At 61.9% G+C, this 13,750-nt stretch carries 16 protein-coding genes; 7 read left to right on the forward strand and 9 right to left on the reverse strand.

What is annotated here, in order from left to right; all coding sequences use genetic code 11:
* Positions 1–11: 11 nt before the first annotated feature.
* The 5 genes from X771_RS150720 to X771_RS150700 form a co-directional block, all read right to left on the reverse strand.
* The gene (locus X771_RS150720; protein ID WP_023688233.1) at positions 12–716 is read right to left on the reverse strand and encodes a cytochrome c oxidase subunit 3; all 705 of its coding nucleotides are present in this window, start codon (positions 714–716) and stop codon (positions 12–14) included.
* Positions 713–2,482: a cytochrome c oxidase subunit I gene (gene ctaD, locus X771_RS150715; RefSeq protein ID WP_023681631.1), complete on the reverse strand. Its 1,770-nt coding sequence runs from the start codon at positions 2,480–2,482 to the stop codon at positions 713–715. The genes X771_RS150720 and ctaD overlap by 4 nt, the downstream gene beginning before the upstream one ends.
* Positions 2,483–2,504: 22 nt before the next feature.
* Positions 2,505–3,389 carry a cytochrome c oxidase subunit II gene (locus tag X771_RS150710; RefSeq protein ID WP_023667661.1) on the reverse strand — a complete coding sequence of 295 codons (885 nt, stop codon included), beginning with the start codon at positions 3,387–3,389 and terminating at the stop codon, positions 2,505–2,507.
* A gap of 228 nt (positions 3,390–3,617) precedes the next feature.
* Entirely contained in the window at positions 3,618–4,544 is a 927-nt protein-coding gene (locus X771_RS150705) for a DMT family transporter (RefSeq protein WP_023681630.1), read from the reverse strand.
* 242 nt (positions 4,545–4,786) lie between these two features.
* Positions 4,787–5,428: a glutathione S-transferase N-terminal domain-containing protein gene (locus X771_RS150700; protein ID WP_031202692.1), complete on the reverse strand. Its 642-nt coding sequence runs from the start codon at positions 5,426–5,428 to the stop codon at positions 4,787–4,789.
* A gap of 160 nt (positions 5,429–5,588) precedes the next feature.
* Between X771_RS150700 and X771_RS150695 the strand changes: the two genes are divergently transcribed.
* The gene (locus X771_RS150695) at positions 5,589–6,521 is read left to right on the forward strand and encodes a LysR family transcriptional regulator (RefSeq protein WP_023681628.1); all 933 of its coding nucleotides are present in this window, start codon (positions 5,589–5,591) and stop codon (positions 6,519–6,521) included.
* Positions 6,522–6,589: 68 nt separating this feature from the next.
* Here X771_RS150695 and X771_RS01000000165015 read toward each other — a convergent pair whose 3' ends face one another.
* Positions 6,590–6,994, reverse strand: coding sequence for an isochorismatase family cysteine hydrolase (locus X771_RS01000000165015; protein WP_023688235.1), 405 nt, complete (start codon positions 6,992–6,994; stop codon positions 6,590–6,592).
* Positions 6,995–7,106: 112 nt separating this feature from the next.
* Here X771_RS01000000165015 and X771_RS1000000169745 point away from each other — a divergent pair, with 112 nt between their 5' ends.
* On the forward strand, positions 7,107–7,232 hold the full coding sequence (locus X771_RS1000000169745; RefSeq protein WP_280941766.1) for a hypothetical protein: 126 nt from the start codon (positions 7,107–7,109) through the stop codon (positions 7,230–7,232).
* Between the two features lie 88 nt (positions 7,233–7,320).
* On the opposite strand, the gene X771_RS150690 is transcribed toward X771_RS1000000169745, so the two are convergent.
* The 3 genes from X771_RS150690 to map form a co-directional block, all read right to left on the reverse strand.
* Entirely contained in the window at positions 7,321–7,719 is a 399-nt protein-coding gene (locus X771_RS150690) for a RidA family protein (protein ID WP_023688237.1), read from the reverse strand.
* Positions 7,720–7,907: 188 nt separating this feature from the next.
* Positions 7,908–8,675, reverse strand: coding sequence for a DNA repair protein RadC (gene radC / locus X771_RS150685; protein ID WP_023688238.1), 768 nt, complete (start codon positions 8,673–8,675; stop codon positions 7,908–7,910).
* Between the two features lie 113 nt (positions 8,676–8,788).
* Positions 8,789–9,622, reverse strand: a complete 834-nt coding sequence (gene map / locus X771_RS150680) for a type I methionyl aminopeptidase (protein ID WP_023688239.1) — start codon at positions 9,620–9,622, stop codon at positions 8,789–8,791.
* Positions 9,623–9,901: 279 nt separating this feature from the next.
* Here map and X771_RS150675 point away from each other — a divergent pair, with 279 nt between their 5' ends.
* From X771_RS150675 to X771_RS150655, 5 genes are all read left to right on the forward strand, one after another.
* A complete protein-coding gene (locus X771_RS150675; RefSeq protein ID WP_023688240.1) occupies positions 9,902–10,198 on the forward strand; it encodes a DUF982 domain-containing protein in 297 nt (98 codons plus the stop codon).
* Between the two features lie 146 nt (positions 10,199–10,344).
* Positions 10,345–10,620 carry a DUF6074 family protein gene (locus tag X771_RS150670; protein ID WP_023688241.1) on the forward strand — a complete coding sequence of 92 codons (276 nt, stop codon included), beginning with the start codon at positions 10,345–10,347 and terminating at the stop codon, positions 10,618–10,620.
* Positions 10,621–10,952: 332 nt separating this feature from the next.
* Positions 10,953–11,621 carry a DUF2161 family putative PD-(D/E)XK-type phosphodiesterase gene (locus tag X771_RS150665; RefSeq protein WP_023688243.1) on the forward strand — a complete coding sequence of 223 codons (669 nt, stop codon included), beginning with the start codon at positions 10,953–10,955 and terminating at the stop codon, positions 11,619–11,621.
* Between the two features lie 330 nt (positions 11,622–11,951).
* Positions 11,952–13,223 carry a site-specific integrase gene (locus X771_RS150660; protein WP_023688244.1) on the forward strand — a complete coding sequence of 424 codons (1,272 nt, stop codon included), beginning with the start codon at positions 11,952–11,954 and terminating at the stop codon, positions 13,221–13,223.
* Positions 13,216–13,731, forward strand: coding sequence for a hypothetical protein (locus X771_RS150655; RefSeq protein WP_023688245.1), 516 nt, complete (start codon positions 13,216–13,218; stop codon positions 13,729–13,731). Before X771_RS150660 ends, X771_RS150655 begins: the two co-directional genes overlap by 8 nt.
* The last annotated feature ends 19 nt before the right edge of the window (positions 13,732–13,750 follow it).

Genomic DNA, 13,750 nt, shown 5'->3' on the forward strand with positions numbered 1-13,750 from the left:
TCCTCGACCTCCTAGGTCAGCAACTGCCGGCAAATATCGATGAACGTCGCGGCCCAGCCGGCTAAAAGAGCGAAGATGGCGAGCCAGACGAAAAGCAGGAAATGCCAGTACATGGCGCATAATTCGACGCTGAGGCGAAGCCGTTCCGGCCGTGCCCCGTTCCAGGCGCCGGCGGTTGTCCTGCCCAGGCCCACCAGCCCTCCCACTATATGCAGGCCGTGCATCCCGGTTATCAGGTAGAAAAAACTGTTGGCCGGATTGGAGGCCAGAAAATAGCCATCGGCGGTCAGGTCCCGCCATGCCATGAGCTGCCCGATGAGGAAGGCGATCGCGGTGAGCCCAGCCGCGGCAAGGCCGAGCCTGACCGTGTCCATCTGGCGCTTGCGCGCCGCGATCGAGGCGCATTGCAGCGCAACGCTGCTCAGCACCAGCATGCCGGTATTCAGCCAGAGCAGGCGTGGGATGGGCAGCGGCTGCCAGTCCGACAGCGCCATACGCATGAAGTAGGCGCTGGTGAACAGCGCAAACAGGCAGCCGACCACGGCGAGGAAGACACCGAGGCCAATCTTGGCGGTCGGCAGGCTCGATCGGTCGAAGGCGACAAAATCTCCTGCCACACCTTGCTCGAGCCATGGTTTCGCCATCAGCCGCTGATGCGAGAGCCACCAGCCGGCAAAGCCGGCGATCACGAGAAGGAAGACCAGGATGACGCTCATGCCGGCTCCCTGGAGGGGCCGAACGTGCCCGGCATGTTTTGCGGAATGAAGTCCTCCTTGGCGCCCGGCACGCTGTAGTCATAGGCCCAGCGATAGACGATCGGCAGATCCTTGCCGAAATTGCCATGCGCCGGTGGCGTCTGCGGCGTTTGCCATTCGAGTGTCGTGGCTCGCCATGGATTGCCACCGGCCTCGCGCCCATGGCGGATGCTCCAGATAAGATTGAACAGGAAAACGATCTGGGCGAAGCCGACGATAAACGCCATGATGCTGATGAACGAGTTCAGGTGATGCGCCGACTCCGTCATGACCGTCACGTCGGTCAGTTCGGCATAGCGCCGCGGCACGCCCATCAGGCCGATGTAATGCATGGGAAAGAAGATCAGGTAGGCGCCGAGGAATGTGACCCAGAAATGGAACCGCCCGAGCGTCTCGTTCAGCATCCGGCCGGTGACCTTCGGGTACCAGTGGTAGATCGCGCCGAAGATGACGACGATCGGAGCAACACCCATGACCATATGGAAGTGAGCGACGACGAACATCGTGTCCGACAGCGGGACGTCGACGACGACGTTGCCGAGAAACAGCCCGGTCAACCCGCCATTGACGAAGGTGACGATGAAAGCCATGGCAAACAGCATCGGTATGGTGAGATGGATGTCGCCCCGCCACAGCGTCAGCACCCAATTGTAGACCTTGATCGCCGTCGGGATGGCGATGATCAGTGTCGTGGTGGCGAAGAAGAAGCCGAAATAGGGGTGCATTCCGCTGACATACATGTGGTGCGCCCAGACCACGAAGCTCAGCGCGCCGATGCCAACGATGGCCCAGACCATCATCCGGTAGCCAAAAATGTTCTTGCGCGCATGCGTGCTGATCAGATCGGAGACGATGCCGAAGGCCGGCAGCGCCACGATGTAGACTTCCGGGTGGCCGAAGAACCAGAACAGATGCTGGAACAGGATCGGGCTGCCGCCATTGTGCTGTAGCTGTTCCCCCATCTCGACGACCGCGGGCATGAAAAAGGAGGTTCCAAGCGCGCGGTCAAGCAGCATCATCACGCAGGCGACGAACAGCGCCGGAAAGGCGAGCAGCGCCATGACGGTGGCGGTGAAGATGCCCCAGACGGTCAGCGGCAGGCGCATCATCGTCATGCCGCGCGTGCGGGCCTGCAGCACCGTCACGACATAGTTCAGACCGCCCATGGTGAAGCCGATGATGAACAGGATCAGCGAGACGAGCATCAGGATGATGCCCCATTCCTGGCCGCCAGGTGTGCCGGTCATGATGGCTTGAGGCGGATAGAGCGTCCAGCCGGCGCCGGTCGGTCCGCCAGGCGCAAAGAAGCTCGACACCAGCACCAGCACGGCAAGGAGGTAGATCCAGTAGCTCAGCATGTTGACATAGGGAAAGACCATGTCGCGGGCGCCGACCATCAGCGGGATCAGGTAGTTGCCGAAGCCGCCGAGGAAGAGTGCCGTGAGCAGGTAGATCACCATGATCATGCCGTGCATGGTGATGAACTGGTAGTAGGCCTCGGGGGTGATGAAATCGAACGTGCCGGGGAAGCCGAGCTGCAGCCGCATCAGCCAGGACAGCACCAGCGCGACCAGGCCGATGGCCGTTGCGGTCGCCGAATACTGGATGGCGATGACCTTGGCGTCCTGCGAGAAGACATACTTCGTCCACCAGCTGTGCGGATGGTAAAGCTCCATTTCCGCGACTTCGGCGGGCGGGACGGCATCTGCAGGCGTGATATCGACCATAGGCGGAGCACCTCCGTGCCCTTCAGCGGGACCCGACAGTTTCGAGTTTTGCCGCAACTTCTAGAGCTGACGCCGTCGCGTTGCCCGGCGCCTGTTCCACCGAGCCCGTCTGCTGCGGCGCGGACAACTGCGCGAACGTCTGCTGCTGGTCGAGCCAGGCCACATAGTCCTGCTCGGTATCGACCATGACGATGCCATGCATCATCGGGTGCCCCTGGCCGCACAGTTCGGCGCACAGAACCTGGAAGGTCCCGGTCTTGGTGGGGGTGAACCAGAAATAGGTGACCGAGCCCGGTATCATGTCCATCTTGGCGCGGAATTCCGGAACGTAGAAATCGTGCAACACATCGATCGAGCGCAGCAGCATCTTGACCGGCTTGCCGACCGGCAGATGCAGGTCGGCGGCTTCGACCACGACGTCGTCCTGGCCGCTGGGATCCTTGGCGATCACGCCCAGCGGATTTTCAGCGGTGACGTCGCGGGTGTCGGATGTGCCGAGTTTGCCGTCCTTGCCGGGCAAGCGGAAGCTCCACTGCCATTGCTGGCCGACGACTTCGACCACGGTTGCGTCGCTTGGAACGTTGACGAACCGGCTCCAGACAAACAGGCCGGGAACCAGCATGGCGGTAACACCCACTCCGGTGACGATCGTCAGCCACCATTCGAGCCGCTTGTTCTCCGGTTCGTAGGCCGCCTGGTTGCCTTCGCGGTGACGGAAGCGGAAAACGCAATAGGCCATGAATAGGACGACTGCGGCGAAGACGACGCCGGTAATCCAAAAGGTGATGATGATGGTGTTGTCGATATAGTCCCAATTCGAGGCAATCGGAGTCCACCACCATGGGCTCAGGAAGTGGAACAACACCGAGCCCACGACGATCAAAACGAGTACAACCACTATGGGCATGTCCCGTTCCTCCCGGTATTTCAGGGGGCGCGAAGCCGTCCCGGGAAAATACCAAGTGCATCATGCGTGATTTGCGATCGAAATTCTAGAGCCGGTTGTGGAAGGAGCGAAAAATTGCTTCTGCGGCGCCCGGACCTTGCTTCGTTGGTGACGCCGGAGCGACACCTGACCCCCCAAATCAGGGAGGGCAGGGGCTGGTTTGATTCGGCTTGCCTTGTTCCAGCGGGATCAAAGCGCCTTGATGATGATGCAGCCGGCCAAAAGCAGCACGACGCCGGCGAGCCGCATGCCGGAGACAAGCCGCTGCGGCAGGCGGAACCAGCCGAAGGTGTCGACGAAGATGCCGGCGACCTGCTGGCCGGCCACCGTCAGGCTGACGGCAGCTGCCGCTCCGATGACGGGGATGGCGGTGAACACGGTCGTGACATAGGTGGCGCCGGCAAAACCTCCGAGCCAGCCCCACCAGGGCATCGACGACAGGCCGGCGAGGCGAGGGCGGGGCGTCTTCGTCAGGGCAAGCGCGATCAGAAGCACCGCGGCCATGGCCAGCATCGCCACCAGGAACGAGATGGTGCCGACCGCAAACGGCGCGCCGCCAAGGTCGTGCCGAAGCAAGGCGTTTACAGCGCCTTGCACCGGAAGCACGGCGCCTGCCAGCAGCGCCAGTCCGATCCACCCTGGTCTTGAGGATGCGGTATTGTCGGCCGCGCCCTTCTGTCCCAGAACGATGAGGGCAGCCCCGGCAAGCAAGACGAGCATGCCGAAGGCAGGCCCGGCTCGCAGTCCGGCTTCGGGGATCCCGAGCCAGCCGAACGTGTCGAGGGCGAAGGATGCAAGCATCTGCCCAGCGATGAAGAGCCCGACGGACACGACGGCGCCAAGGCGAGGGAACAGAAGAATGGTAGAAACAACGTAGAAGGCCGAAGCCATGCCGCCGATCGCATGCCACCATTCGGCTTGCCGAACGGCAAGCAGAGCCGGTGTCGTTCCGGTGAGGGCCGTGATCGACAACAGCACGATGGCGCCGACCGCGAGCTGAAGCGTGGTCGCGGCAAAGGGTGAGCCGACCGCCTTTGAAAGTTGGGCGTTGGCGCCAGCCTGCACTGCGAGCAGGCCACCGGCGGCAAGCGCCAGAGGGATGAAGAGGATTTCCACGATCGTATTCCTTGAATGCGGGGTGCGGCGGCTAGGGCATGATCCCAAAAAGTGGGTGCCGGTTTTTGGAAAAGATCATGCTCCAACAAAGGGTTAGATCATGATGAGATTTCAACCAAATCTCATCATGATCTAGCGCCGCAACACCGCGCTCAGCACANGTGGGTGCCGGTTTTTGGAAAAGATCATGCTCCAACAAAGGGTTAGATCATGATGAGATTTCAACCAAATCTCATCATGATCTAAGCGGCAGCCGATGCTTCGGGCAGGGCGGGAACGGCAATGCCTCTGACAACTGCGGAGCGTCGGCCTATGGCGGCATACCAACGCGCCAGGTCTGGCGCGTCATCGAGGCTGAGGCTGAGCCTGGTGACGGCCGCGTTGATCCATGGCCATGTCATCACATCGGCGATGCCGTAGCTTTTGCCGACAATGTGCTCATGGTGCTTTAGCCGGCTATCGAGAACGCGGAAGACACGTCCGGTTTCGCGCTCAAAACGCTCGATCACGTAAGGGATTTTTTCCGGCGCGAAGATTTTGTAATTCCACAATTGGCCAAGCGTCGGGCCGACATGGGCCGCCTGGAACAAGGTCCAGGTCAGCGTATCGTCCGCCTCCTGCGCGCCCACCGGCTGAAGCTTGCCCGACCGTCGCGCCAGGTAGTGTAGGATGGCGCCGGATTCGAAGACCGTGCGGCCGGCGTCCCGGTCGACGATCACCGGGATCTTGTTGTTGGGATTGAGCGCCAGGAAATCAGGATTGGTCTGGTCGCCCCTTTCGATGTCGACCAAGCGGACCGAGTAGGGCAGGCCGACCTCTTCCAGCATGATCGAGGCCTTGTGCCCGTTGGGTGTCTGGCAGGTGTAGAGTTCTATCGGCGTCATGGCTCTTCTCCGCGACTGTTTCTTTTGTCGTCGGACTCCATATGGCGTGCGTGCATGCGCAGATCGACATGCCGATTCGCCCGCTTGCTCTGCGTTTTTGCACAGCGAAGCGTCATTTTGACTCGCAGAGCGCATCGCTTTCTTTTATCTTTCTGCAAGAATGCACAGCTCACGCGATATCGACTGGGAAGATCTGCGCATGGTGCTGGCCGTCGCCGATGGCGCTTCGCTGGCGGCGGCGGCTCGGATCCTGGGCGTGAACCACACGACTGTGCTGCGGCGCGTCAACGCCTTCGAGGCGCGGCTGGGTATCCGCCTTTTCGATCGGCTGCCGACTGGCTATGCCCTCACCGCGGGCGGCGAGGAACTGCTGGGCGCGGCACGCACAATGGCCGAGACGGTCAATGAACTGGCGCGCAAACTGTCGGGGCAGGATCTCAGGTTCGAAGGCAGGTTGCGGGTCACCACCACCGATACGCTGATGGCGTCGGTGCTGCCGCCGATCCTGGCGGCGTTTCATAAGCTCCATCCCGGCATACGGGTCGAGGCGATGACGCAGAATTCCATCGCCAACCTGACGCAAAGGGATGCAGACGTGGCGATCAGGCCGGTGTCGCAACCGCAGGAAATCCTGGTCGGCCGGCGCATTTCGGGCGTCGCCTTCGCCGCCTACGCGACACGTTCCTATGCCGAAACGCTACCCCCGGAGCCGAGATTGGGTGCGCTGCGCTGGATCGCGCCCGACGACAGCCTAGCCAACACCGGCGTCGCCCGCTGGATGCGGTCGTCGCTGCCCGATGTCGAGATCGCCATGCGCGCTGATTCCCTGGTGACGATGTCGTATGCGGCGGGCGCCGGTATCGGGGTTGCGGCGCTGCCCTGTTATCTCGGCGACAGCCTGCCCGGGCTTGTAAGGGTCGGAGGGCTGATCGAGGAGATTGGCTCGGCGCTTTGGGTGCTGGTGCACGACGATTTGCGCCGCACGGCGCGCGTCCACGCCTTCACCAAATTCGTCTCCGGCGAATTGCAGCAGCGGCGCGACCTTCTTGAGGGCAGGCTCGGCGGCGGTAGGCTCGAGACGCACGCCAGCTGACGCGCGGGCTCAACTCCGCAACAAGCTCCCAAGCTCTGCGACGGTCATCACGCGCCCGAACACCTTGCCTATGATGTCGAGGGTTGCATTGTCGATGGCTCGTCCAGTCCGCCATTGGCGTCGCTGATGAAAGCCACCTTGTAGTCGCGCATGAAGGCGCTCCGCGCGGTGGATTCGCAGCAGATGCTGGTCACGGTGCCGATGATGATCACCGTGTCGACCCGGCCTGCGCCACGGATGTTACGCAACACCGTCTCGAGCTGCGTGTTGTGGAAGGCATCGTAGCGGTGCTTCTTGATGACGGCATCCCCAGGCAAGGGCGCAAGCGCGGCGACGATTTCGGCGCCGGCGCTGCTTTCCCGCATTCCTTTGGTTTTCAGCTTCGGCTGATAGCCGGTTTCCAGCGGCGAGATATCGAAATGGTCGCTGAGCACATGCTGGGTGTAGATAACCGGACGCCTTGCGCGCGGCAAAGCTCGACCACCTGCCGCATCGCCGGAATGCGATGGCGGGCCATGGCCACTTCCATGACGGCGCCCTCATCGACGAAGTCGCTTTGCATGTCGATGACCAGGAGGCTGCGCGTTGCTTGTCGAACGCCCATGGTTCGTCGCCGGGCTGGGGCATTGCGTGTTTCCTGTTTCCGACGTTGATCAGGTGAGCAGCAGGCTCTTCATCAAGACATCGCAATTCCTGCCGATGACGATGTGATCGTGGATGGATGGAGAGATCAAGGTCGTGGCAATCTCGCAGCGAGTTCCGGGATTTGTTTGGGCGACTTGACGCGTCCTCGCTTGGCCTACGGGTCGATGACCGCGATCGCATCGATCTCTATCAGGTAGCCGGGAGACATCACCGTTATCCCGACCACTACGTTTGCCGGCTTGTGATCGCCGAACAGCTCGATCTGGGCCGCTTCGATGATCGGCACGTGTTCGTCGCGTTTGTAATCGACGATGTAGATCGTGATCTTGCAGACTTGCTCGGGCCGAGCGCCGGCGGCAGCAAGCGCTCGGCCGAGATTCCCGAACGCCAGGCGCGCCTGGACTGCGAAATCACCATGGCCAACGAGCTTGCCGTGTATGTCTTCTGGCTGCTGGCCCGAGACGAACACCAGCTTGCTTCCTGTCGCAACGACGACCTGGGAGTACATTTCCGGAATCGGCAGATCATTTGGATTTATGCATTCGAGCGTCATTGAATAGATCTCCTGCAATGGCTGTGGCTGCTTCGTATTCGCGGGTCTACCACATTGTCGCCGAAGCGGGCGCTTCCGTCGCAATATCACTTCTACACCGCAAGCGTGGGCATTTGAGCCAAGCCGGAATGTTGCTGATTGGCTCGCGAGCGGTGGCGTTTGGATGACGGCACCGGCGCCCATCAGGCTCAGATCAGCAGCAGGCCCTTCATCGAGGCGTTGCCTTTCTTGCCGATGATGATGTGGTCGTGGACGGCGATGCCGAGCGGCTTGGCGCTGTCGATGATCTGCTTGGTCATTTCGATGTCCGCACGCGATGGTGTCGGATCACCTGATGGGTGATTATGCACCAGGATGACGGCGCTGGCCGACAGTTCGAGCGCGCGCTTGATCACTTCGCGCGGATAGACCGGCGTGTGGTCCACGGTGCCGACCTGCTGTACCTCGTCGGCGATCAGCACGTTCTTCTTGTCGAGGAACAGGATGCGGAAATGTTCGCGGTTCTCGAACGCCATCGCCGAGCGGCAGTACGCAAGAAGCTGCGTCCAGTTGGACAGCACCTCGCGGTCGCGAACCTCGGTCCGCGCCATGCGCTGCGCGGCAGCGGCAATCACCTTCAGGTCGACCGCCACGGCGGGGCCGATGCCCTTCACCTCCTGCAGCAGCGCCACCGGTGCGCCAAGCACTTCGCCAAAAGTGCCGAAGCGCGCCAAAAGCGCCTTGGCGATCGGCTTGGTGTCGACGCGCGGGATCAGGCGAAACAGCAGCAGTTCGAGAAGTTCGTAGTCGGGCAGGGCGTCTGCGCCGCCGGCAACGAAGCGCTCGCGCAAACGGTCGCGATGGCCGTGATAGTGTGGCTTCTCCGTCGATTTGTCTCTTGGTGCCTTGTCCTTCGCCGGTGGTTCAAGCCACCGCTCGGAGAAGAACCCCCGTTCGTCGTCGCCACTCTTCCCCATCGACCCCCCACACTCCCCGAAGGCTTCGACGGCAGATTAGAGCGGTAAGCAGCGCGCGGTCGAGTTTTTTCGGCGACGGCGCCTCAAAGCCGCGGCTTGAGGCGATCTTGTTTTCAGCTGACCGCCGGCAGGCCGGGGCGGTCGAGCTTGTTTGGCGACAGGGTGAAAATCTCGCAGCCAGTTTCGGTGACGCCTATCGTGTGTTCGTACTGCGCCGACAGCGAGCGGTCGCGCGTCACCGCCGTCCAGCCGTCCGACAGCACTTTCACATGCGGCCGGCCAAGATTGATCATGGGCTCGATGGTGAAGATCATGCCCGGCCGCATCTCGACGCCTTCCGAGGCGGTGCCATAGTGCAGGATGTTGGGTGCGTCGTGGAACAACTGGCCAACGCCGTGGCCGCAGAAATCGCGCACCACCGAGCAGCGCTCTGCCTCGGCATAGGTCTGGATGGCGGCGCCAATGGCGCCGGTGCGGGCGCCGGGCCGGACCGCCGCGATTCCGCGCATCAGGCACTCATGAGTGACTTCAAGCAGGCGTTCGGCTGCGCGCTTGATGGTGCCGACGGGATACATGCGCGAGGAATCGCCGTGCCAGCCGTCGAGGATGTAGGTGACGTCGATGTTGACGATGTCCCCGTCCTTCAACGGCTTGCTGTCTGGAATGCCGTGGCAGACGACGTGGTTGATCGAGGTGCAGGACGATTTGGTGTAGCCGCGATAATTGAGCGTCGCCGGCAGCGCGCCTTGGTCCATGCCGAATTCGAAGACGAAACGGTCGATGGTCTCGGTGGTGACACCCGGCTGGACCATCGGCACCAGTTCATCGAGGCAGCGCGCGGTGAGATCGCAGGCCTTGCGCATGCCGGCAAATCCTTCCTCGCCATAGAGGCGGATCTGGCCGGTATTCCTGAGGGGTGCCGTGGTGGCGTCGAGATAGGTGACCATAGTGTCCGTTTGCCTGTAAGCGGGCGGCGCATACCAGCCCGTTAGAGAATTTCCCCAGATTTGGCACTGCAAGCCGCAAGGTTCAAGGAAGAACTGCCGGCAATGGACTGATACTGGCGATATTCCTGGCTTGCGCGGCCGCTCAGATGACATCCAGGTGCGCGATCTCCTCCGAATGCCGAGATCGCACTGACGACACATTTTCGCGCAAAAGCAGCCAAAGCAACTTTTGACGACGAACGGCGTTGCTGTGGTCGACGCCAGTTCGGGAGATATAGAATGGACAGATTGCAATTCGAGGTGCCGGTGCGCATCGCGCCCGCGCCCGGGCTGCCGGTAGAGGAAATATACAGCGTCGAACAGGCGCTGGATATCCTGCATGACTGGCCAAAGAAGCGACAGGGCAAGGTCTATGAAGCGGCGTTCAATGCCTGTTTCGGGGCCACGGTGGATGTGGTCAGGACTGAGGACGCATGGCGCGCCTTCATGGCGTTTTGCCGGGTCAGTGGCCTGCTGGCCAGGGACATGATGGTTACGGCCAAGCGCGCCGGCGAGGCGAGGGGCCTGAGGGTCTAGAGTTCTGCTTGGCCTGGAGGCCGGCCAACCGACTCGTTCCAATCGGCGCCGACTCCGCGGCGTTAAGGTTCCGTTTCCGACTTCACAGCTAGGCATGAGCCATAGAGCAGCGTCTGATTCGTTGCGTCGGTTTCATGGTGCAGAATATGTCCTCAGCCAGTGTGCGTGCCTTCCCGCTAGACCGGCAGACCGTGCTGGTGCGCGAGGTCGCCGCAAGGCTGGGCAGACTGCACGGCGACACGGCCACGTCGTTCTGGAAGGCCACGGCGCGCGAACTCCTCGACAAGGCGGTCGCGGCCGGCTGCGATGCGGCTTCGGCGGCCAACGATGTCCGCCGGTTTTTTGCCGCGGTCCAGGACGAGATGCATTTCAAGGCGGACGATACCGCACCAGGGCAGCGCCGGACGCGCACCCGCCCCTAGCCTCAAAACACACGCGCTCATCATTGTGTGGCCAACCGTGGACCGGTCTTGGCGTCGACGGATCTCGGGTCTTACGCTGTCGATTGTGCCGTCCCAGCCACGGCGGGCGCCTTGTTGAACGCGAGACAGGCGATGAAATACTGGTCGCGCTCGGCCCTGGCGACGTCGGTCATCGCCAAGGAAATCGTCGAGCGCTATGGCGGGACTATCATGCCGGAGACCTGCCTGACGGCCGCCTTTGCAAACAGTGGGTTTCAACGCGGCTTAGCGCAAGGCGTCGGCCTCTCGGCGATCCCTGTGCCGACCCGATCCGAATCGGCTATGCCTGCGCGATGCAGGAAACGTCTCTCTACATCCCGGTGAAGCGGTTTCTCGAGAGCCTGGAATTCACGGTCAAGGGCGAAGTCGGCCACTGCGATATCGTGGCGGTGCGCGACGGCGAGCCGCCTGTGCTGGTCATCTGCGAATTGAAATTGCAGTTCAACCTCGAACTGGTGCTGCAAGGTGTCGATCGCGCCGCGGCATGCGACGAAGTGTGGCTGGCCGCGCGCATGTCGGCGCGTGGCAAAGGCCGCGAGCACGACCGCCGTTTTCGCGCGCTGTGCCGGCGGCTCGGCTTCGGGCTTCTGGCTGTCAGCGGCAAGGGGGAGGTCGAATTGCTGCTCAGCCCGGCCGCTCTGCCGCCGCGTCGCGATCCAAAGCGGCGCTCGCGGCTGATGGAGGAACACCGGCGCCGGCGCGGCGATCCGGTGGTCGGCGGCGGTTCGCGCGCGCCGATCATGACCGCCTACCGGCAGGATGCGCTGGCCTGCGCCGCAGCCATGACCGACGGGCCGAAACGCCCGCGCGATCTGAAAGCGATTTCGCCGCGCGCGGCCAGCATCCTCCTGGACAATGTCTATGGCTGGTTCGCCAGGGCCGAGCGCGGCGTCTACGCGCTGACCGAGGGTGGCCATGCGGCGTTGCAGCGCTGGCCGCAGGTGGCGCACGACCAGGGATGAGTGGCCGGAGATTGCCGCGAGCAGGCGCCAGGGGACTCGGCACGGCAGCGCGTGCGCCGGTTCTACCGATGCGCCGCGCCACCGTTCCAGCCGCTGCTAGTTCGGCGGCTGCTACGAGGCTTCTTGTTTTCCTGAAAGATCTGGTACGCCCAAGGGGAATCGAACCCCTGTTACCGCCGTGAAAGGGTCGCTATCAGTTCCAACCGTGTGCACACATGTGTAAGACAATCAACTGGTTAACCGTTATGATGTTCACTTGTGTTTATGCTTGTCCAACTCTGTTGAGGGGTATATATTGGACAAAGTGTTGGACACGGAAGGCGCCGGCAAATGGTCGAGAAGGTACGCGACAGGAAGATGGACACGCCAAACGCTCGCAAGGCGTTGCCGGCGAGGGGGAAGCCCTATTACCGCACCATCGCCAAGGGCCTGCACCTTGGATACCGAAAGGGCCAGACTGGCGGCCGGTGGGTCGCACGGCACTATATCGGTGGGCAGGACTACGTTGTGGAAACCATCGCCGACGCCGACGACAAGCTGGAGGCCAACGGCACCACTGTCCTTACGTTCTCCCAAGCCCAGGATCGCGCCCGCCAGCTTCAAGCCGATCGTCACGCGCCTACACCCAAGGCGGGGCCCTACACGGTCAACGATGCTCTGGATGCCTATGTCCACTGGATGGAGGGCAAGAGGAAGTCGGCGAGGGACACCAAATGGCGTCGCAAGCTGATCGAGGCCGAGCTGGGCGATAAAGAAGTTGCCAAACTCACCGCCGATGAAATCCGGAAATGGCACCGCAAAGTTTCAGAAACGCCGCCACGGCTCCGGACCAAGGAAGGGGAGCAGCAGCGTTACCGCGATCTCGGGACGGACAGTGCATCGATCCGCCAGCGCCGCGCCACGGCAAACCGTGTGCTGACCATTCTCAAGGCTGCCTTGAATTATGCATGGCGGGAGGGGAAGGTAGACTCTGATAAGGAATGGCGGCGCGTGGAGCCATTCGAGGACGTAGAGACCGCGAGGGTGAGATACCTATCCATTGCCGAGGCGAAGTGTCTGGTGAATGCCTGCGAGCCTGATTTTCGCAGCATTGTCCAGGCCGCACTTCAAACCGGCGCCCGTTATGGGGAGTTGGCTCGGCTCACCGTCGCTGATTTCAACTCTGATGTCGGTACGCTGACCATTGGTGAAAGCAAGTCGGGGGAAGTCCGGCACGTCGTCCTGACCGAGGAAGGCAAGAAGCTCTTTGGCCAGCTCGCCAGCGGCAAAGAAGGCACGGCGCTGTTGATGACCAACGCTGCCGGTAACCCTTGGGGGAAGTCTCACCAGTCGCGGCCGATGACGGACGCGTGCGCTGCAGCCAAGATCAATCCGGTGATCGGCTTCCATGGCTTGCGCCACACGTGGGCGAGCTTGGCGGTCATGAACGGCATGCCGCTGCTTGTCGTCGCTGCGCAGCTAGGCCACACAGACACCCGAATGGTGGAAAAGCACTACGGCCACCTGTCCAAGTCCTACATTGCCGACGCGGTGAGGGCTGGCGCACCAAGGTTTGGAATTGAGGATACCAATGTCGTCCCTATGGAGGCGACCAATGTCTGAGGACTGGATTTCCTTCGATGAGGCGCTGGCCTATGTCGAGGCCCGCAAAGTTTCCAACCCCGCGTCCAGGCTATGGGATGTCATCCGGCGGAAGAGGATCAAAGGCAGCTTTCCCGGCGATGCGGATGACGATTCCAATTCCGATGCTTGGACTGACTATCACCTAAACACGCGCGCAGCATTTATGAGTGCGGCCGATCGCTATGCGATGACCAGGGTGTATCTCCCTAGCCTACTGGCATGGCTTGACCGTCTTTCAGGAGGCCATATGGCGACGCAACCGAAGCCGGCCTACGGGCGGAAGCCGGGAACGGGGAAGACGACAACGGACGCGCCATTCGTCACCATGATGCGAGATCTGTTGGCGTCAAAACAGGCAAACAGCATGGCCGACGCTGCGAGAAAGGTGATTGCGGGAAATCCTAGCCTCCAATCCAAGACGACGACTGAACCCAGCATCGTTCGGCGTCTTAGCGACCTTTACAAGAAGGTATACCCCGGAGAATAACGGAGCCTCCGTTATTCTC

The sequence above is a fragment of the Mesorhizobium sp. LSJC269B00 genome (assembly GCF_000502815.1).
Lineage (GTDB): Bacteria > Pseudomonadota > Alphaproteobacteria > Rhizobiales > Rhizobiaceae > Mesorhizobium.

Excerpts from the sequence above, each read along its gene's own strand:
- X771_RS150720 (WP_023688233.1), bottom strand. The coding sequence starts at position 716 with ATGAGCGTCATCCTGGTCTTCCTTCTCGTGATCGCCGGCTTTGCCGGC.
- ctaD (WP_023681631.1), bottom strand. The coding sequence starts at position 2,482 with ATGGTCGATATCACGCCTGCAGATGCCGTCCCGCCCGCCGAAGTCGCG.
- X771_RS150710 (WP_023667661.1), bottom strand. The coding sequence starts at position 3,389 with ATGCCCATAGTGGTTGTACTCGTTTTGATCGTCGTGGGCTCGGTGTTG.
- X771_RS150700 (WP_031202692.1), bottom strand. The coding sequence starts at position 5,428 with ATGACGCCGATAGAACTCTACACCTGCCAGACACCCAACGGGCACAAG.
- X771_RS150695 (WP_023681628.1), top strand. The coding sequence starts at position 5,589 with ATGCACAGCTCACGCGATATCGACTGGGAAGATCTGCGCATGGTGCTG.
- X771_RS150690 (WP_023688237.1), bottom strand. The coding sequence starts at position 7,719 with ATGACGCTCGAATGCATAAATCCAAATGATCTGCCGATTCCGGAAATG.
- radC (WP_023688238.1), bottom strand. The coding sequence starts at position 8,675 with ATGGGGAAGAGTGGCGACGACGAACGGGGGTTCTTCTCCGAGCGGTGG.
- map (WP_023688239.1), bottom strand. The coding sequence starts at position 9,622 with ATGGTCACCTATCTCGACGCCACCACGGCACCCCTCAGGAATACCGGC.
- X771_RS150675 (WP_023688240.1), top strand. The coding sequence starts at position 9,902 with ATGGACAGATTGCAATTCGAGGTGCCGGTGCGCATCGCGCCCGCGCCC.
- X771_RS150670 (WP_023688241.1), top strand. The coding sequence starts at position 10,345 with ATGTCCTCAGCCAGTGTGCGTGCCTTCCCGCTAGACCGGCAGACCGTG.
- X771_RS150665 (WP_023688243.1), top strand. The coding sequence starts at position 10,953 with ATGCAGGAAACGTCTCTCTACATCCCGGTGAAGCGGTTTCTCGAGAGC.
- X771_RS150660 (WP_023688244.1), top strand. The coding sequence starts at position 11,952 with ATGGTCGAGAAGGTACGCGACAGGAAGATGGACACGCCAAACGCTCGC.
- X771_RS150655 (WP_023688245.1), top strand. The coding sequence starts at position 13,216 with ATGTCTGAGGACTGGATTTCCTTCGATGAGGCGCTGGCCTATGTCGAG.